Raw genomic sequence first — 19,670 nt, 5'->3', positions numbered from 1 at the left:
ATCCTTCGACAGCCTCAGGATGACATCGCTAATACTAATAGTTTGATGAGAAATCGGGTTTATAACTGGCTGAATTAGCCTATTAATTCTTTAGCCTGTGCCAGCGCTGCTTCCGTAATTTTGCTTCCGGAAAGCAACTGGGCAATCTCGTTCAGTTTTTCTTCACTGCTCAAAGGAATAATAGTAGATTGTGTTCTGCCGGAAATATCCTGTTTCACCACTTTGTAATTATCATTTCCTTTGGCTGCGACCTGTGCAAGATGGGAAATAACAATCAATTGCATGTCTTCAGACATTTCGCGCATCAGATTTCCGATCTCTTCAGCTACTTTTCCTGAAACTCCGGTGTCTATTTCGTCAAGAATCAAGGTTGGCAGTTCATCACTTTCTGCAATAATCTTCTTTACGGCAAGCATTACTCTTGATCTTTCTCCTCCGGAAATGGCCGTTTGGATCGGTTTTAAAGGGAAACCGGAGTTGGCCTGAAACAACAGCTGGATATTTTCTTTCCCAAACGGGTTGAATTCATCTGCATCGTATAATTCTATATCCACTTTTGCCTTTTCGAGACCTAGCTTTTTAAGAAGTCCTTCTGCTTTTTTGATGAAAACAGGAACATTCTTGTGTCTGTTCTTTGAAAGTTTTGCAGCAAGGCTCTGAAGTGTTTTTTCTTTCTGAGAAATATTTTCCTCAGTTTCTTCAATCTGTTCTTCTAATTCTGAAGCTCCTTTCTGTTCCCCGGCCAGCTGATTTCTGATCTCAATCAGTTCATTAAGATCTGAAACATTATGCTTAAGGAATAAAGCGTTGATTTTATTATTAAGCTCGGTAAGGTAGACCAGGTTTTCAGGATTAATTTCCACCCTTTCCGCTTCATGTTCCAGTTCGGAAATGATGTCTTTAAGCTCTACAAAAGTGGTTTCCAGTCTTTCATCAAGCTCTGCGAAACTCGTAGAAACTTCGGAAATTTTTGACAGTTTGTTGGTCGCTTCGTTAAAGAATGACAGAATTCCTATTTCCTCCTGATGAAATCTGGATAAGATCTGGCCTACATTTTCAGAGATCATTCCCGCATTTTCCTGAATGGAAAGCTGGTTCTGAACATCTTCAAAATCAACATCATCAAGCTTAAGCTCTTCCAGTTCGTTGAGCAAAAATTCTTTATAATCGCTTTCTTTATTAGATTCTGAAAGTTGGGTCTTTAATTTTTTCAACAACAATTTCAGCGTTTGAAACTCAGAAAATTCCTGTTGATACTCTTCAATGATTTTTTTATTTTCAGAAAGTCCGTCGATAATTTTAAACTGGTATTCTGAAGTAAAAAGATTGGATGTTTCAAATTGGGAATGGATATCGATCAGTTGTGAGGAAAGCTCTCTAAGAATATCCAGCGTTACCGGCACATCATTGATAAATGCCCGCGATTTCCCTGAAGGAAGTATTTCTCTTCGGATAATAGTCTGCAGCTCATAGTCCAGGTCGTTCTCTATAAAGAATTTTTTAAACTTGTTATTGAGGGAAAACTCGGTTTCCACCACACTTTTTTCTTCAGCTTTGGCGATTGATTTTACATCTGCTCTTTCACCTAAAATAAGCCTGAGAGCACCTAAGATGATCGATTTACCCGCCCCGGTTTCTCCGGTAATGACCTGTAAACCATTCTTCAATGATACTTCAAGGGTATCAATCAGGGCAAAGTTTTTAATGTAAATTCTCGAAAGCATTGATAATCCGGGTTATAATCCAATTTGAGTTTGAACTGTAAAAATAAGTTTTTTTTCCATTCTTCTCCGATTAAATTAAAGCATAATTAGCAGGCAGTGGTTGTTAGTGAAGGAACAAAATGTTTTTTTGACTCTTGAATAATCAACCGCCCATCTTCAATGTATCCACCAATTTTTAGACCTTCCATTTATTCCACTTATTATCTATATTCTTCGGTGAGAGGATGATCATTGTTTGCTTAAGATCATTTAGAATCAGCCCTCCATTATTCCCGGAATTGAAAATATTGAAAATTTCATCGCTTTTGGTATCCATGAAAAGATTAAAGAAGAATGCCTGCTGGAAATTATTCTCATACATTTTTAATTGCATCAGTGCATCGAAAATGACTTTTTTCCCGGCAGTCTGATCCTGGTTGAAAAGGTTATCCAGACCTGCTCTGTGATAGGTATAAATGGTGGAACGTAACTGATTCCAATTAGGGTTCATAATTTCGTTGATCAAAATAGAACGGCTTCTCGGCTCATTGATAGTGTTCCAGCCTTCATAGTTCCTGTTTTGGGAATTCTGTGCAATCTGCTGCGCTTTCGCATACCATTGTGATCCTCCCATAGACTGGAAGCTATCTGCATCCAGACCCAAAACAACATAAATATAGAAACTGACCACATCCGTAAGATTCTTGCCGGAGAACTGTCTTTCATTAAAAATAAGACTTTCATTCTCAATATATTCAAAGCCAAATCTCTGATCCTGAAGATTAATTAAAGGAGATTCGTAGGTTGTATTGTACACAGGTCTTACTGCCTGAATCACAATCGTTCCTTTGAATTTGTTAACATCTCTTTCCGAAATAACAATAGAAAAAGCACATTTTATTTTTTCAAAATTCTGAAGTCTTTTACCGGTCCAGCTGGTGTTATTGATAAAATCCCTGAGACTTTTCTCCAACGCTTTATAGGCCTGCTGGTTACTTCCTCCCAGCTGATTGGCGTTTACCTGCACCGTTGCCAGCAGCTCCTGAGAAAAACTTTGGGTGTATAGAAATAACAGAAAAAATAAACTTATAATTTTTTTCATTGTCTATTAAAAATTGAGAACGGAAATTTATTAAAATTATTTTAAAAGTTGAGTCTCAACAAAATTGAGAATATCTTTCGCTACATCATCCTTGGATTTCAGATTGAATTCTTTCTTCTCTGTTCTGGTAAATATTTTGATTTTATTGGTATCATTTTTAAAACCGGCTCCTTCATCACGCAGAGAGTTCAGAACAATCATATCCAGGTTTTTCTTTTCCAATTTTCCTTTGGCATTTTCTTCTTCATTTTGCGTTTCCAAGGCAAATCCTACCAAAAACTGATGGGTTTTCTTTTCACCCATTGTTTTAAGAATATCGGGATTCTTAACCAGCTCTATCGTCAGGTTTTCATCGTTTTTCTTGATTTTCTCCTTAGCCACCTCTTTGGGAGCATAGTCTGCTACTGCAGCACTGGCAATTCCGATGTCTATTCTATCATAAAATTCAAATACTTTGGCCAGCATCTCTTTTGCTGAAGTCACTTTATGAACTTCAACATTCGGATTGTTTATAGTCTGAGAACTTGGACCGGAAATCAGAATAACTTTTGCTCCTCTTTTTGAAGCTTCTTCTGCCAGAGAAAATCCCATTTTACCGGATGAATGGTTTCCGATGAATCTTACAGGATCTATCGCTTCATAGGTAGGTCCTGCAGTAATTAAAACCGTTTTTCCTTCAAGGCTTCGGGATTGGATATCTGAATTAAAATAATGCTCAACAGCATTAAAAATTGTTGCCGGCTCTGCCATTCTTCCCTGCCCGATGAGTCCACTGGCCAGCTCTCCGTTTTCCGCAGGAATAATAGTATGACCAAAGCTTTCTGCCAGCTCCAGATTCTTTGTTGTAGAAGGGTGTGCATACATATCAAGGTCCATTGCAGGCGCAATGAATACCGGACATTTTGCAGACATATAGGTTGCAATAACGAGATTATCACACATCCCGTGAACCATTTTAGACAGCGTATTGGCCGTACATGGGGCAACAATCATAACATCTGCCCACAGAGCCATATCCACATGGCTGTTCCATGTTCCGTTATCACTGTAAAAATCCGAATACACCGGTTTTTTGGATAATGTAGACAGACTTAGTTTCGTCACAAAGTTTTCTGTATCAGGAGTCATAATAACCTGTACTTCGGCACCTTTTTTCACAAAATCCCTGATCAGAAAGTGGATTTTATATGCCGCAATTCCTCCGGAGACAGCGATAAGTATTTTTTTACCGGAAACACTCATTAAGTTCTAATTTTTGGAAACACTAAAGTACTTATTTTTTCCCACACAATGAGGTTTTAAAACAACAAAGGTCATAAAAGAAGTGAATTCCTTTATGACCTTGATTTATTAAAACACAGAAGATTACTTTCTTTCTTCTGTTTTTCTGAAATAAACATCTCCGTTTAACCATTCTTCAATAGCAATTGAAGTTGGCTTTGGAAGCTTTTCGTAATGTTTAGAGATCTCAATTTGTTCTCTGTTTTCGAAAACCTCTTCTAATGTAGAATTGTGAACGGCAAATTCATCCAGTTTGTTGTGAAGCTCCGTACGGATCTCCGCATTGATCTGCTCTGCTCTCTTTCCCATGATAACAATAGCTTCATAGATTGAACCTACTTTATCTTCAATCTTATCTTTATCGTAAGTAATTGTATTTACTTCTGCTTTTGTATCTTTTACACTCATTTTGAGAAAATTATTTTTATTTTAAGATGGCAAATTTACGAATTATCTTTGAATTTTGAAAGTCGCTGCCGGCGGAGGTGTTTTAAGTGCTGCACTGTCCCTCTGTAACTGCATTGCTTTCTTTTCATTGCTGATCTGATCTTTGATCTGCTGGTCAGCTTTATCCTTATCAGCCAGTTTTTCAGCTTCTTTTTTCTGTCTTGCCGTTAAAGCCGCCATTCTGGCTTCAGTTTGTTTTTTAACAACTGCGAAGTTTTGTTTTTCTTTTTCCAGTTTTTCTCTAAGATCTGTTGCAGTTTTAGAATATTCTGTATTAGGAAGCTCTTTCTCTACAAGCTTTGTATACGTAAGCGCGCTCTCAATACGTTCATCTTTAAGATTATAAACAGATTTCATCGCCAGTTCATAACGTGCTTTCATGATATAATCATAAATTTTTGAACGAAGCTTTGTACTTGGAAAATCTTCCAGAACATTATCAAATGCTACGTTTGCTGCTTTATACTCACCCATTTTGTAGTATTGTCTTGCATTTTCATAAGCTTTAAATTCCAGCTTGTAAGACAATTCATCAATTAATTGGCTGATATTCTTAGATCTTTCAGAGTTGGGATAATTGTTCAGGAATTCCTGAAGTTCATTAATGGCCAATTCTGTACTCGACTGATCCAGGTTGTAATCCATAGAACCTTCATAGTAGCATAAAGCAGACATATATGCTGCTTCTTCTGCTCTCGGGTCTTTTGGAAAACTTACTGCAAAATTCTTAAACTGGTGTCCTGCCAGCTTATAACTTTTGTCATAATAGTTGGCATAAGCTGTATTGAAACCTACGTTAGGAAAATCATCTGTTCCCGCCACAAGATTGGCAAGTCTGTCGTAAAGAGCCAATGCATTTTTCCATTTTTTCTTGGCAAAATTTTCATTAGCTGCCTTTAAGATAAATTCTTTATCAGCACTTCTCATTGCTCTCTCCTGCTGACTTACACAAGATGTAATCACCGCTACAGCAAAAAGACCTAAAATATATTTTTTCATATATAAAATTCAACAGTTTTCGGATTATACAGCCGATTTACTAATTTGCAAAAATATAACTTTTTTGCCAATAGATTTTTTTTTATGAATATTTAACGTAATTTTAGTCTGCAGCGTATCCCAAAATAGCAAAAACACTTAATAAAAGATTCATTCTCACCTTTTTCTCAGCTTCTTTGGCATAGGTTTCCTCATTTTTGCTCGGAACATAGAGTTCATAGAAATTTTTATTCCTGATGACAAATAAAGTGGATCCGATGATCATGGTAAGAATATCTTCAGGTTTGGGTGTAAAAGTAAAAACACCTGATGCAACACCTTTTTTAATGACTTCATCCAGTTTTTTCACGAATAGCTGATAGAAATCCAGCAGTTCATCTTTAAGATTCTCCGTATGACGAAGCTCCTGGGTTACAAAACCATGGAAATAATTATACTTGAAAAGCTGAGAAACGATGTACTTGATCATTTCCCGCAGCTGCATTTCAGGTTTACCTTCTTTGATGGTATCCGCAAATTCTGAAAAATTCTCTCTTGTTTTCAATACTCTGTACTGATAGAGATAAGACATCATTTTCTCTTTAGAACCGAAGTAATAAGAAATCATGGCGACGTTGATATTCGCTTTAGAACAAATATCTCTTACAGAAGTTCCCTCATATCCTTTCTTCGCGATAAGCTCTTCTGCAATATCCAGTATGTGAATCTGTTTTTCTGTAAATTTTTTTTTCATGAAGTGTACTTTGAGTAAAGTTAAGAAATTTTTAACACATTTATAAACGATCGTTTAATAATTTTAGATTAAATCTGAAATTGCTTACTTTTGGATATGGAATTTTTTGATTTTCATCATCATAAGAAATATATCAGAAATGGAATTTATAATCTGAACATAGAGCAAATTCCTCCTGACTCTCCTTATTCTATCGGAATTCATCCCCAGGATATTGATGTTGCCCATCTCGAACAACAGTTTTCATGGATGGAAGACACAATGTTTCAAAACTGTTTTGCTATCGGTGAATGTGGTTTGGATTCTTTGGTTTCTATTGATCAGAAAATCCAGGAAGAAGTTTTTTTAAGACAGATAAAGATGGCCAATGAAGTCGAAAAACCTATGATCATTCATTGTGTCAGAAAATTTTATGAGGTCATTTCTTTGGGGAAGAAGGCCGAACAGCCCATGATCATTCATGGTTTTAATAAAAAACGTCAAATTGCAGAAGATCTTCTTGCCAATAATTTTTACCTGAGTTTTGGAAAAGCTGTTTTGTATAATTTATCTTTGCAGGATATTGTGAAAAACACTCCATTAAACAAATTCTTTTTAGAAACTGACAATGAAGACTTTAATATCGGAGAATTGTACCTTAAAGTTTCGGAAATAAAAGAAATTTCTCTGGGGCAACTTAATGAACAAATTTTAGAAAATTTACATACAATAAAAAATGGATAAATACTGGCTGGAAAGGACTGAACTTTTGATAAAGGAAGATGGATTGGATAAGCTCATCAAGGCCAATGTGCTTGTAGTAGGCTTAGGAGGAGTAGGTTCTTTTGCTGCAGAATTTCTTGCCAGGGCCGGCGTAGGAAATATGACCATAGTGGATGGAGACACCATAGATATTACAAATATCAACAGACAGCTTCCTGCCTTACATTCTACTGTTGGCAAACATAAAGTAGAGGTTGTAGCTGAAAGGCTTCTTGATATCAATCCACAGCTTAATTTAATCAGGATCAATGAGTTTCTGAATCCTGAGAGAATGGATGAAATCCTTGATTCCGGAAAGTTTGATTATGTACTTGACTGTATTGACAGTGTAACGCCAAAAATCTGTTTAATAAAAGCTGCCAGAAGAAGAAAGATCAAGATTGTAAGTTCTATGGGAGCCGGAGGAAAAACAGATCCGAGTATGGTGATGGTAAGGGATATCAGTAAAACCCACAACTGTTTCCTTGCAAAACAGGTAAGAAAAAGGCTTAAGAAAGAAAAAATCAATAAAGGAATCAGATGTGTGTTCTCCAATGAAATTCAAAAGGAGGAAAGCTTAAAAATGACTGACGGAAGCAATTTCAAAAAGTCATTCTATGGCACCATCAGCTTTATTCCTGCAATTTTCGGATTGTATGCAGCCGCTGAAGTGATTAATCATTTAGTGAAAAAGATGAAAGATTAATGCAGAACTTCAAATATCCAAGAGCGGAAAAGCTCAAAAAAAACACGGAAATCAGTTTGCTTTTTGAGAAAGGCAAATGGAGAACGAGCGGAAATCTAAGGATCATTGTTCTGAAAGACAAACCTAACCTTCCGGTAGAAGCTGCAAGATTCGGAGTTTCTGTTTCTAAAAGATACTTTAAAAGAGCTGTGCACAGGAATCGTATCAAGAGGCTGCTGAGAGAATGTTACCGGCTGAATAAAGATCTTTTCAGGCAGGCCTTTGGAGAAAGATCTATGGCAATGCTGTTTTGGGTTTCTTCTGAGATGCCTCCGAAATTCCAAGACGTGGAGGCACAGTTCATCAAGCTTTGTGAAGCTCAAAAAAAGTAATCATCTATTCTGATGAAATAATATAGAACTGTGAGGTATTTTCTTACAGTTCTTTTTATTTCCCACAGATCGCACAGATTTTCACAGATAAAACCTTCTTTTTACTTTCTGGCAAATCACAAATAGTAAAGCTCAAAACCTCGTACCCCGCATCCCGTATCTGGAACTCTAAAATCAACAACGCTCCAAATATCATATAGTTTTTGTATTTTTAGGGAAAACAATAAATCTGAAAATTAATATGTTAGACAATGTTCCCTATTTTTCTTATATAATCAGTGCTTTTATCGGTATTGGACTGGCGGCAGCTACAGGTTTCCGGGTATTCCTTCCCATGTTTGTTGTAAGTCTTGCTTCTTATTTTAACTGGATTCCGATGAATGAGCATTTTGAATGGCTTGCGGGTCTCCCGACGCTTATTACAACAGGAATAGCTACTGTTATAGAGATCCTGGCTTATTACATCCCTTTTGTAGATCATTTACTGGATACTGTTTCCATACCTATGGCAACTGTTGCTGGTTCCATATTATTTGCCAGTCAGTTTGCTGAACTTGGAACTTTTCCACAATGGGCACTGGCATTGATTGCCGGAGGAGGTACCGCTGCTACGATCAGCTCCGGATTTGCAGGAATAAGGGCTGCCTCTACTGCTACTACAGGAGGTTTGGGAAATTCCATGGTAGGAACAACGGAGACGGCAGGTGCCGGTATAATGTCTGTTCTTGCGATGGCAGCACCGGTTATCGCCGCAATATTTGCCATCATTACATTAATTGTTGTTATCGTATTTGGACGAAAGGCCTGGAAAAAAATAAGAAGTAGTAAAAGTAGTTCTCAGAAATTATAAAATAAAAAGGTACTGTTTTTATCAGTACCTTTTTATTTTTTAGTTTTTACTTCTGAAGTCCTTGATATCCTGAATTTTGGATTCAAAATATTCTTTTTTCTCAGGACTCTTTTTGATTAATATTTCAAACGCCTTTATTGCCTTTGTATAGAGTTTCTGTTCAAAATAAAGATTAGCTAATGTCTCCGTCATCAAATGCGAGATATCATCATTCTTTTCTTTTACAACATAGGTACTTTCTTCCTTTAGCTGACTGATTCTGGGATTGTTCTCAATAAAGGTTTCAATAGCCTTTTCTTTGATTTCGGCTTTGTCCTTTACTGTTTCTTCTGTTCTGTCAATCTTAAGCCAGCTCTGCCATGTATTGATAAAACCCGGAACATTACTGTCTATTGATGATTGAGTGGTATTTTTCATAGTAACCTCCTGTACTTTTTCTACAGCTTCCTGTTTCTTTTCTTCAACCTTAAGGGTAGAAATATCGGTTCCAAAGAAAGAAACATTCATTACAGGAACATCTTCATTTACTGTTTCTGTTTCCGTTTTTTCTTCCTGAGCTGATTCAACCGGAGCAGAATGATCCTTTTCAACTTCAGAATTTTCTGCTATTGGTAAAACTTCTTCCTGAGCAGTTTCTTCAATAATTTCATTTGTCTCACCTGATTTGGACTCCACGGTAGTCACTTCCGGCTCTGCAACAGTTACAGCTTCTGTTTCCTGAGTTTTAATTTCAGGGGTTGATGCTTTTTCTGCTTTACTGATCAATGAATCTGGTAAATGGGATTCCACACTCATTGGCTTCCATGCAGTCTGCACTTCAGCTGTTTCCTGTATTTTTTCTTCTGCAATTTCTGATGTAACATCCTCGATTACAGATAGTTGATTTTCAACAACTTCTTCCTTTACAGGCTCTTCTTTTATTTCTTCAGGTTTTTCTTCACTGGTTGACCAGAAATGGAAACTTTGGGTATCAGCGAAGCTAATTTCATGATCTTCAGAAGCTTCCGGCTCGACTTTTTCTTCCTGAACAACAGGCTTAGCCTCCTTCATTTTCTTTTCAACTTCTTCAATAAGGCGTCTCATCTCTTCCTCATGTTTATTTACATTGGATTGAGATACTTCAGCTGTTTCAGAAATCTCCTCGTTGTTGGCCTGGATTTTAACTTCCGGCATAAACGATTCTGTTCCATGGAAGCTTACTTCCGCATCAGATAATTTCGCTGAAGGCGCTTCTTCATTACCATTTTCTCCTTCTTTTTCAAGAGAAATCTGATCTTCGTCAATGATGGTTTCCGGTGTAAAGTTTTCTCCGGCGTTCTCTTCTGCTGCAACTTGTATTTCTTCTTGCTGAACAGATTCTTCCTCAGAAACTGTTTCCGTTTCATGTGCTGTTGATTCAGCTTTTACAGGTTCTTCTACTACCGCCTCTTCAATATGTAGTTCCGGTGCTAAAGGGACTACTTCATGGAAGCTGACATTCTCTTCTTCCTCAATCTTTTCTTCCTCTTTTTCTGAAGAAATCTGCTCTTCGTGAATGATGGTTTCCCGTGTAAAGTTCTCTCCTCCATTTTCATCACCCTGAGTCTGTATGGATGCTGCTTCCTCCTGAACCTGTTCTTCAACTACAGTATCTGTCTTTTGTGTTACCAGAGTTCCTGATTCAAGGGTAGATTCAATATCGATGGTCTCAGAATTTACTTCATCCAGGAAGTTTTCTTCTCCTTCAAATAAAATTCTGTTTCGTTCACCTTTTACATAAATAGGCTTAGCTTCCTGTGAGATTGGTAATACACAAGTATTTTCTTTTTCTTCCGATGGCTTTTCCAAAGAAATATCTTCTTCTCTTTTAATAGGGAAAGATTTTGCCTTTGGAGCTAATTGAGCAGGCTTTTCGATTGTTGCAGAAGGTTTCTTCTCTTCAACAATTTCCGGTTTGGGCTCTTGTTTGATCTTCCCGTTAATCAACTGATACAGAATTTTCTTATCAGTAGTATACGCAGCTGTTGTAGAAAGCTCTTTCTGATAGTTTTCTTTTTCGTACAGATGCACGCCATACAGGTGAAGTGCCCTGATATTCTGAATATAAGGAAAAGTGTGAATCTCTTCTTTCAAAAGACCAAGGTCTTCAGACTGAATATTTTTCGGATTTTTTATTAATTCTAAAACTCTCGGATTCATCTTACCAGTTCGCTACAATGTCGTTAAATATCTTATTAATAATTCTATCTGTTACCAGTTTTACCTGCTGGTCTTCGATCTGACTTAAGGATACATCACTGTTGAAAGCGGCTTCATCAGAATACGTTCTGTCAAAACTTGCATCCGGATGGATTTTATTTTCATAATGTACCTTTACCGTAATCGTAAGTTTATTCTGTGCCTGTTGAATCACTCCACCAGAAGGGTTGGTCTGGGTATTGGAGCTGATGGTGGTAGGCGTAATGGAATAGTCTGTAATTTCTCCTTCAATCAGGATATCCGGATTTTCTTTCGTTCCCTTCAAAGTTGTTCTTTGAAGGAATCTGTTTTGTATTGCTGTAGAAAACTGTTGTGATAATGCAGGATTTACCAGCGGTGCATTATTGGGAAATTCATTGATCTGAACTGTTTTCTCATCTGTAAGAGACGATCCCGTAAAACTGTAGCATGAATTTAAAACTCCCAGCAACGCAAAGAGCATTCCCGTAAATAATGATTGTTTCAGGCTTATATTTTTAATTTTAAAATCCATCTTTAAATCCGATTTCCGTAATTTCATCATACTCAATTTGTTGAATAGCATCTTCATAAGCAAAATAATTTGCTGTATATAAGAATGGTAAGGTAAGAAAAATTCCTATCCCGCAGGCAATAATCCCAATCTGAGCCAAAATACTTACTACTACAGAGAAAAGGAAGATTGACAATAGATTTCCTTTGGTCATTATTTTTGAAATAACCCATGCTTCTTTTACTTCCCTGATGCCTTTAAGACTGATTAATGGTATGATATAAAAACCCTTTAATACAAAGTAATATATCGCTCCAATCAATAAAAACATATAGGGAAACACAAAAAATGCTACCATTGGATTGGGTTCATTACCCTCAGATAAAGCACCTGATATACCCAGCACAGCAAATAAAGGAATGTAAAGCAGTAAAACACCTCCGAAAACAATTAACTGCAGCATAAAATAAGGCATAAAATCTTTAAAATCAAAGATATCTCCGGGACTTGCCGGCTGGTTTCTGTTCAGCCTTTGAAGGTATTTGTATAAATTACCCATCGCTAATATTCCGCAGAACGGAATGATCGACATGATAAAGCACATTAAAAATGCTACAAAAATATTTCCGAAATCTTTCTTTAAAAGTTCGAAACCTTTATTAATATATTCTCCGAGTTTAAAATTGATCGGCTTAGGTGTTAAATTGACTTTCATTATTTATGTTGTGCTAATCTTCCAGGTTATATTGTTTTATTTTTCTGTATAAAGTTCTTTGTGAGATTCCCAGTTCATCTGCAGCTCTGTTTCTACGTCCTTTGTGCTTTTCCAAAGCCTTGATAATCAAATCTTTTTCATTATTCTGAAGAGAAAGTGATTCCGGTCTGTTTTCTTCAATTTCGATATCTTCAATATCTTCATAGCTGTCATCAGGATTTGAAATAATCGTAGGAGTCTGAACGGCCGGTGTATCATTATTATTTTCAAAATATAACATCGACCCGGAATTCACTTGTGACTGACTATCAGAAGTATAAATTCTGTTGATCAGGTTTTTCTCATGATTGCTCAGATCTGCTGTCCCTCTGTTCTTGATCAGTTCCGAAGTTAAGGATTTTAAATCATTAATATCATTCCTCATATCGAACAGGATTTTATACATGATTTCCCTTTCGCTTCCGAAATCGTTTTGCTTGGGAGTACTTTGAGTATTTACGACCATTGGGAGATGGGTTTCCATCGGAATATACTCGGCAAGTTTTTCAGCAGTGATATTTCTGTTTCTTTCCACAACGGTCATCTGCTCTACTAAGTTTCTTAGCTGGCGGACGTTCCCCGGGAAAGAATAACTTTCTATATAGTGAACAGCACTCTGCTCCAGCTCCAGTTCCGGCATTCTGTATTTTTCAGCAAAATCTATTGCAAATTTTCTGAATAACAAATGGATATCTCCTTTTCTTTCTCTCAAAGGAGGCATATCAATCTGAACAGTATTCAAACGGTAATACAAATCCTCACGGAACCTTCCGTCATGGATGGCTTTCATCATATTAACGTTGGTAGCTGCCACAATCCTCACATTGGTTTTCTGCACCTGTGAAGAACCTACTTTCATAAATTCACCACTTTCCAGCACTCTTAAAAGACGTACCTGAGTCTGCAGGGGAAGTTCTCCTACCTCATCCAAAAAGATGGTTCCGCCGTCTGCCACTTCAAAATATCCTTTTCTTGTAGCTGTAGCTCCTGTAAAAGCTCCCTTTTCGTGCCCGAATAGCTCAGAGTCTATGGTTCCTTCCGGAATGGCTCCACAGTTTACCACGATATAAGGCTGATGTTTTCTTCTGGATTCTGAATGAATGATTTTTGGAATAAATTCTTTTCCCACCCCACTTTCTCCAATCACAAGTACAGAGATATCTGTGGGTGCAACCTGGATAGATTTTTCCAGGGCACGATTGAGTGCAGGAAAGTTTCCGATAATTCCGAAACGGTTTTTTATGTTTTGTAGCTCGTTGCTCATAAGTAAATTTTTGATTATTGATTGAATGTTAATCTTCTACAGCACTTCAACCCGTTGTGTGTAGACCTTGTTAAATTGATGAGTGCAGACAGCTTTCAAGGTCTTTCCTTCATCATACGTTTGCAGGGCTAACATGTTTAAATCCAAATAATCTTTGTTTCTGATCTTAGAAACTTTACTTTTAAAGTATGTATTCTCAGCAAAGCCGTACCCTTTGCTTTGTTTTTCAAAATTTTCCAGGGCTTTGTCATATCTTCCCAGCTCAAGATAGGTAATTCCCAGCTGATAATGATCAAACATTCCCTTCGCATAACCTCTGGCAGCCAGAAGCCTTTCTATAATCCCAGCTGCTTTTTCTTTCTGTCCTGAAGCACTGTAGGACATCGCTCTTACTAAGTCCGTACTATAGTCTCCGTTTTGAGACCTTCCTAAGTCTCCAGGCTCATATATATTTAAACCTTCTAAATCCTGAATTGCACTTCTATAGCCTCTCAGAAACTGAAACTTTGTCCAGCCTCTGTAACCAGGGTGCATCCCGGGATCTAAGGTAACTGCTTTATCTATTAGAATCTTCCAGGTTACAAAATCTCCGTTTTTAAGATATGGAACGGCTTTTTCCATATATACATGAGAGAAATCAGAAGACAATTCAGTGGTTTTGTCAAAGCCTTCCTGAGATTCTGCGAAACTTTGTAAATCTGAAGCCCAGTTGTATAACTCACAAGCTTTTTTGCAGTTCTCACCCTCTACTGCATTACAGTTGACCTGTGCAATAGTATTGGTGTAAACGATAAGTAACAAAAAGCTAAGGTAATACCTCTGAAACTTTTCCATTTTCAATTTTATAGGTTAAATCCTGATAATAATCTACTTTTAAACCTTTTATCTCTTCCGGCATCCAGCCTTCGAGTGATTTTGTAAACTGCGTAACAATTTACTAAAAATCTTACGGTAATATACCCGTTGATTTTTTTTAGAATATATATTTTCTTTTTAAATTTTTCAGTGATAGCATCTTTTCGCTTGTCTGTCCAAATTCCTTTGGACCCTGAAACTTAATTTTATTCAACTGTTCTCCCTAAAAGTGTGCCTTGCGTATTGTCATACACAAAAACGTTCACAATGTCACCTATTTTCTGTCCTTCCAGTTTATCGAAGACACATACGGCATTCTGAGAGTTTCTTCCTTTCCACTGGTTTTTATTTTTCTTGGAAATTCCTTCAATCAGAATCTGATGCTCTCTTCCAACATAGGATTTCATTCTTTGTTTTGAAAGCTCTCCCTGAAGGGCAATAACCTCAGCAAGACGTCTCTGCTTCACATCAGCCGGAATATTGTCTTCCATTTTCTTGTGAGCAGGAGTTCCCGGCCTTTCTGAGTACGCAAACATATAACCGTAGTCATATTCCACTTCTCTCATCAGACTCAAGGTATCCTGGTGGTCTTCTTCTGTTTCATTACAGAATCCTACGATCATATCCTGTGAAAATGCTACTTCCGGAACAATTTCTTTTGCTTTTCTGATCAGATCAAGATATTCTTCACGGGTATGTTGTCTGTTCATCGCTTCCAGCATATTATTGCTTCCGCTTTGTACAGGAAGATGTACATATTTACAGATGTTGTCATGTTTTACCATCATTCTGAATACGTCCAGACTCATATCCTGAGGGTTGGAAGTAGAGAATCTGATTCTCAGCTCAGGAACAGCTTTAGCTACCAGATCAAGCAATTGCGCAAAATTTACGGCTGTTGCTTTCTGCATTTCAGATGCTTTGGCAAAATCTTTTTTAGGACCTCCTCCATACCAAAGGTAAGAGTCTACGTTTTGTCCTAAAAGGGTAATTTCTTTATATCCGTTATTGGCAAGATCTTTACATTCTTCAATAATGGAGTGTGGGTCACGGCTTCTTTCTCTTCCTCTGGTAAATGGAACCACACAGAATGTACACATATTATCACAACCTCTTGTAATGGTAACAAAAGCGGTAACACCGTTTCCTCCTAAACGGACAGGATTGATATCGGCATACGTCTCTTCTTTGGAAAGAATAACGTTGATGGCATCTCTTCCATCGTCAGTTTCTTTCAAAAGGTTCGGTAAGTCTCTGTAGGCATCAGGACCTACAACAAGATCTACCAATTGTTCTTCTTCTAAAAACTTGGTTTTCAATCTTTCTGCCATACATCCCAGAACACCAACCGTCATATTCGGTCTTTCTTTTTTAAGATTTTTGAACTGAGAAAGACGCATTCTTACGGTCTGTTCCGCTTTTTCGCGGATGGAGCATGTATTTAAAAGAATCAGGTCGGCTTCTTCAACTTTCATCGTTGTATTATACCCCTGTTCATTAAGAATGGATGCAACAATTTCAGAGTCAGAGAAATTCATCTGACAGCCATAGCTTTCTAAAAACAGTTTTTTAGAGTTCTCCGGTCTTTCTGCAATAGCAAAAGCTTCGCCCTGTTTTGTTTCGTCTATATATTTTTCCTGCACGATAATCGATTTAAGATTCGTAATTTAAAATTACGAACGAATAAGTTTGCAAAGATACAAAATATTGTGACAGAATGTCATAAAAAAAACTCGGAGCAAGTCCGAGCTATAAGTAATATTTTATAGTGCCGCAATAATGTGAAAATTATTGGTGCACTGAAGTGCTGTATTTATATTAAATACACTGCAAATTTAGTAAAAATTACAACATCACGCAACTATTTGTATATGAAATTTATTTTATTTGTTATGATATTTTTAACAATCCCATCATTTCTATACTTTTCAAAAATTGCATTAATTTCAGCTTCCATATTCTGTTTTCTACTTATTGATATTTTTCCTAATATATATAGAACAACCTTTATTGAGGAGTCCAAAGACATTCTATCATTGTTATTAAATTCAAGTTCCGGAATTTTAGAAATTCCTTTTGGTACCTTTAGATCAAACATAACGCCTCCATGCGCGCATGTATTTCTTAAAAGGACAAGAGTATCCATTAGACTTATAAATTTAGATAAATTATTTACATTATAAATTTTCGAGATTCTAGATTTTATTTCTTCATCATGTAAATTTCTAAAAATTCTAAGCATAATACCAAATGAAAAGAACTCTAATGTTTTCCAAGCAGGAGCATATTTATCATTCAAATATTTTCGATGATGCATTTTTATAGGCTTGTTAGTTTTTCTAAATTCTTCACTATAATATTTATCAAAATCATTAATAAATGATTGATTAATGATTCTAGGATCAATAAACCAATATGGATTTGTTCGATATTTATTAGAAACATAATAAACTATATTGGTTCTAAAATTTATTTCTATCCTATTTAAATACTTCATCAGTGTATTTCTTAAATCAACATCTAAGTAATACAAATTAACCACATCAGAAAATTTAGTACCAGTAATTAAATTATGTTCATCATCTATAACAAAAGGATGCCAATAGAATCCTAACCTATAATATCCAATGTCTAATAAAATTTCTTTTACTTTATTAGGTTCAAAATCAAAAACCATACCTCTACTTTCAAGGAGAGCAATTTGTTGACTAAATGTTGTTGCAATATTCCCCATAATATTCTATAATTAAATATCCACAGCCATTGAAGAAAAGTTCATTTTAACTTTAATCTGTGAGGCTACTGGCTTCCCGTTACAAGACGCCGGAATCCAGTTTCTCTTTATCCTTCTTACAACGTACTGCATATCATCAAAGAAAACTTCGCTGTTGGCCACCTTAGGCATTCCTTTCACATCTGTTACTTTTCCCTTTTCATCAAGCACTAAGGTAAAGGTAAAATCTCCCGTCAAAGCATAGAAATCAGAATTCAGGTACGCATACATATATCGGTTCAGGATATCTTTGTAGGCTGCAACACCTCCTTCAAAAGCAGCGGGTTTAAAATCATTACATTTTACAGCAACCTGCATAAAGGGTTCTTTAATATCTATTTTTAAAAGATTTTTATTACTCTCTCTGATAAAAGAATCATCCCTTTCTTCCTGATCCTGCGCCAGTGAAAAATTCATTGCACATAAAGCCAAAAATAAAAATATAGTTCTCATGCTTGTTTCCTAATAATAAACAAAGGTAAATATTTAGCTTATGTATAAAAAAGAAAAACTTCACGCAAAGCATGAAGTTTTATATATAGTTTCTGAATATCAGACAACTGTCTGATTATTTCTTTTCTTATTATAGCAGGCCTTTGATATGTTTATAATTGGTCTTCACCGTTTCAAAAACCTCATCCATTTTACCGCCAAGCATAAGCTGAGCCATAGACTTTGTCATTCCCATAATCTGATCAAATTCAACCTTCGGAGGAAGAGCCAACGCATTGGGATTCGTAAAAATATTCAGAAGATAAGGTCCTTTGTAATCCAGGCATTCTTTGATAGCGCTTTCCACATCTTTGGGGAGATGGACATTTTTTCCCGGATATCCCATGGCATGCGCGATCATGGCAAAATCAGGATTAATCATGTCTGTCTCATTGTCGGGCATTCCACCAACTTCCATTTCCAGCTTTACCATTCCCAGGGTTCTGTTATTGAAAACAATTAATTTGATTGGTAATTTATACTGAAAAATAGTAGCCATATCTCCTAACAGCATAGATAACCCTCCATCTCCACAAAGGGCAATCACTTGTTTTTCAGGATGTGCCAATGCAGCACCTATCGCCATTGGCATCGCATTAGCCATTGAGCCATGATTAAATGATCCCAGCATCTTCCTTTCCCCCGTTCCTGTAATAAAACGGGCTCCCCAAACGCAGCACATTCCGGTATCTACGGTAAAAATAGCATCATTTTCAGCAAGTTTATCTAAAGTGTGGGCCACATATTCCGGCTGAATGGCGTTCTCTTTTCCAGAATCTTTTACATATTCCAACTGGTTTTCTTTTACTTTATCATAAAATGCCAGCTGTTCATTCAGAAAATGAACATCCGTTTTTTCGTCAAGTAACGGCAATAATGCTTTAATGGTTTCTTTGACATCTCCGGCAAGTCCTAAATCCAGTTTTGCTCTTCTTCCTAATCTTTCAGGACTTTCATCAATCTGGACGATTTTATTTTTTACAGGCATGAATTTCTGATAAGGAAAATCCGTCCCCAGGAGAATGACGAGATCAGCTTCATGCATGGCGTGATAGGCTGAAGGAAATCCTAACAGACCTGTAAGTCCCACTTCATTTGGATTATTGGGCTGAATAGCCATTTTCCCGCGGAATGAATATCCTACAGGTGCCTTTAACAGCTTTGACAAAGTGATCACCTCATCACGTGCTTCAGCAGCACCTATCCCGCAGTATAGGGTTACTTTTTTGCTTTTATTCACCAGTTCCGACAAACTTTTCAGCTCATCATCCGATGGTCTTATCACAGGATTGGTTTTAAAGATTTGGGTGGAAGTAGAGCCATCTTCGGCATCCAGCTCAGAAACATCTCCCGGAAGACCTATGACCGCAACTCCTTTTTTGGATATAGCATGCTGAATGGCGGTCTGCACGGTTCTCTGTACCTGTTCAGGTCTTGTAATCATTTGATTATAATAACTGCAGTCATCAAACAGCTTTATCGTATTGGTTTCCTGAAAGTAATCCATGCCCATTTCATCACTGGGAATGGTGGAAGCAATCACCAGCATAGGAACATGAGAGCGATGAGCTTCATACACCCCATTGATCAAATGAACGTGTCCGGGGCCACAGCTTCCGGCACAAACTGCCAAACCATCAAGCTCAGCCTCTGCCGCTGCGGCATAAGCCCCTACTTCTTCGTGTCTTACATGAATCCACTGGATACTGCTTTTTTTAACGGCAATATTCAGATGATTGAGACTGTCGCCGGTTACTGCATAAATTCTTTTCACATTGGCATTTTCGAGCATTTCAACAATCTGCTCTGCTATGTTTTTTGCCATAATTAGTCTGTTTTGGTGGTTATTTTTTGGTGAAAATAGTATTTGAGAAGAAGAAAATCTTCCT

Annotated in this window: 19 protein-coding genes; 4 read left to right on the top strand and 15 right to left on the bottom strand. The window is 36.9% G+C overall.

Going from position 1 to position 19,670, the window contains the following annotated elements; all coding sequences use genetic code 11:
• Positions 1–74: 74 nt before the first annotated feature.
• From ACLI50_RS20765 to ACLI50_RS20740, 6 genes are all read right to left on the bottom strand, one after another.
• A complete protein-coding gene (locus ACLI50_RS20765) occupies positions 75–1,724 on the bottom strand; it encodes a DNA repair protein RecN (RefSeq protein ID WP_411414555.1) in 1,650 nt (549 codons plus the stop codon).
• A gap of 175 nt (positions 1,725–1,899) precedes the next feature.
• Positions 1,900–2,805, bottom strand: coding sequence for a type IX secretion system protein PorD (porD, locus tag ACLI50_RS20760; protein ID WP_202840088.1), 906 nt, complete (start codon positions 2,803–2,805; stop codon positions 1,900–1,902).
• A gap of 36 nt (positions 2,806–2,841) precedes the next feature.
• On the bottom strand, positions 2,842–4,047 hold the full coding sequence (gene coaBC, locus ACLI50_RS20755) for a bifunctional phosphopantothenoylcysteine decarboxylase/phosphopantothenate--cysteine ligase CoaBC (protein WP_411414554.1): 1,206 nt from the start codon (positions 4,045–4,047) through the stop codon (positions 2,842–2,844).
• Positions 4,048–4,170: 123 nt separating this feature from the next.
• The gene (locus ACLI50_RS20750) at positions 4,171–4,494 is read right to left on the bottom strand and encodes a DNA-directed RNA polymerase subunit omega (RefSeq protein WP_029298198.1); all 324 of its coding nucleotides are present in this window, start codon (positions 4,492–4,494) and stop codon (positions 4,171–4,173) included.
• 42 nt (positions 4,495–4,536) lie between these two features.
• Positions 4,537–5,532: an outer membrane protein assembly factor BamD gene (locus tag ACLI50_RS20745; protein ID WP_110011530.1), complete on the bottom strand. Its 996-nt coding sequence runs from the start codon at positions 5,530–5,532 to the stop codon at positions 4,537–4,539.
• A 103-nt stretch (positions 5,533–5,635) separates the two neighbouring features.
• Positions 5,636–6,265 (bottom strand): TetR/AcrR family transcriptional regulator, encoded by a 630-nt coding sequence (locus tag ACLI50_RS20740; protein ID WP_034692722.1) that lies wholly within the window; start codon positions 6,263–6,265, stop codon positions 5,636–5,638.
• Positions 6,266–6,361: 96 nt separating this feature from the next.
• Between ACLI50_RS20740 and ACLI50_RS20735 the strand changes: the two genes are divergently transcribed.
• From ACLI50_RS20735 to ACLI50_RS20720, 4 genes are all read left to right on the top strand, one after another.
• Positions 6,362–6,988 carry a TatD family hydrolase gene (locus ACLI50_RS20735; protein WP_411414553.1) on the top strand — a complete coding sequence of 209 codons (627 nt, stop codon included), beginning with the start codon at positions 6,362–6,364 and terminating at the stop codon, positions 6,986–6,988.
• Positions 6,981–7,712 (top strand): tRNA threonylcarbamoyladenosine dehydratase, encoded by a 732-nt coding sequence (locus tag ACLI50_RS20730; RefSeq protein WP_411414552.1) that lies wholly within the window; start codon positions 6,981–6,983, stop codon positions 7,710–7,712. Before ACLI50_RS20735 ends, ACLI50_RS20730 begins: the two co-directional genes overlap by 8 nt.
• Positions 7,712–8,083, top strand: a complete 372-nt coding sequence (gene rnpA, locus ACLI50_RS20725; protein ID WP_411414551.1) for a ribonuclease P protein component — start codon at positions 7,712–7,714, stop codon at positions 8,081–8,083. Before ACLI50_RS20730 ends, rnpA begins: the two co-directional genes overlap by 1 nt.
• Positions 8,084–8,324: 241 nt before the next feature.
• On the top strand, positions 8,325–8,933 hold the full coding sequence (locus ACLI50_RS20720; RefSeq protein ID WP_330744446.1) for a DUF4126 domain-containing protein: 609 nt from the start codon (positions 8,325–8,327) through the stop codon (positions 8,931–8,933).
• Positions 8,934–8,972: 39 nt separating this feature from the next.
• On the opposite strand, the gene ACLI50_RS20715 is transcribed toward ACLI50_RS20720, so the two are convergent.
• From ACLI50_RS20715 to ACLI50_RS20675, 9 genes are all read right to left on the bottom strand, one after another.
• Positions 8,973–11,111, bottom strand: coding sequence for a DUF8458 domain-containing protein (locus ACLI50_RS20715; protein WP_411414550.1), 2,139 nt, complete (start codon positions 11,109–11,111; stop codon positions 8,973–8,975).
• Position 11,112: 1 nt separating this feature from the next.
• Positions 11,113–11,664 (bottom strand): LptE family protein, encoded by a 552-nt coding sequence (locus ACLI50_RS20710; protein WP_110011536.1) that lies wholly within the window; start codon positions 11,662–11,664, stop codon positions 11,113–11,115.
• Positions 11,654–12,358: a hypothetical protein gene (locus ACLI50_RS20705; protein WP_202840097.1), complete on the bottom strand. Its 705-nt coding sequence runs from the start codon at positions 12,356–12,358 to the stop codon at positions 11,654–11,656. Before ACLI50_RS20705 ends, ACLI50_RS20710 begins: the two co-directional genes overlap by 11 nt.
• Positions 12,359–12,371: 13 nt before the next feature.
• Entirely contained in the window at positions 12,372–13,661 is a 1,290-nt protein-coding gene (locus ACLI50_RS20700) for a sigma-54 interaction domain-containing protein (protein ID WP_110011538.1), read from the bottom strand.
• A gap of 36 nt (positions 13,662–13,697) precedes the next feature.
• Positions 13,698–14,495 (bottom strand): hypothetical protein, encoded by a 798-nt coding sequence (locus ACLI50_RS20695; RefSeq protein WP_411414549.1) that lies wholly within the window; start codon positions 14,493–14,495, stop codon positions 13,698–13,700.
• A 227-nt stretch (positions 14,496–14,722) separates the two neighbouring features.
• Complete coding sequence (miaB, locus tag ACLI50_RS20690) at positions 14,723–16,159, bottom strand: tRNA (N6-isopentenyl adenosine(37)-C2)-methylthiotransferase MiaB (RefSeq protein ID WP_411414548.1); 1,437 nt, start codon at positions 16,157–16,159, stop codon at positions 14,723–14,725.
• 218 nt (positions 16,160–16,377) lie between these two features.
• Positions 16,378–17,250: an Abi family protein gene (locus ACLI50_RS20685; RefSeq protein ID WP_411414547.1), complete on the bottom strand. Its 873-nt coding sequence runs from the start codon at positions 17,248–17,250 to the stop codon at positions 16,378–16,380.
• A gap of 12 nt (positions 17,251–17,262) precedes the next feature.
• Positions 17,263–17,742, bottom strand: coding sequence for an energy transducer TonB (locus tag ACLI50_RS20680; RefSeq protein WP_411414546.1), 480 nt, complete (start codon positions 17,740–17,742; stop codon positions 17,263–17,265).
• 130 nt (positions 17,743–17,872) lie between these two features.
• Positions 17,873–19,606, bottom strand: a complete 1,734-nt coding sequence (locus ACLI50_RS20675; RefSeq protein WP_202840105.1) for a thiamine pyrophosphate-dependent enzyme — start codon at positions 19,604–19,606, stop codon at positions 17,873–17,875.
• Positions 19,607–19,670: the final 64 nt, after the last annotated feature.

This window comes from Chryseobacterium cupriresistens (assembly GCF_046614675.1).
Taxonomy (GTDB): domain Bacteria; phylum Bacteroidota; class Bacteroidia; order Flavobacteriales; family Weeksellaceae; genus Chryseobacterium; species Chryseobacterium cupriresistens.
Note: the sequence above shows the minus strand (reverse complement) of the source record. Positions and strands in the feature narration are given on the sequence as shown.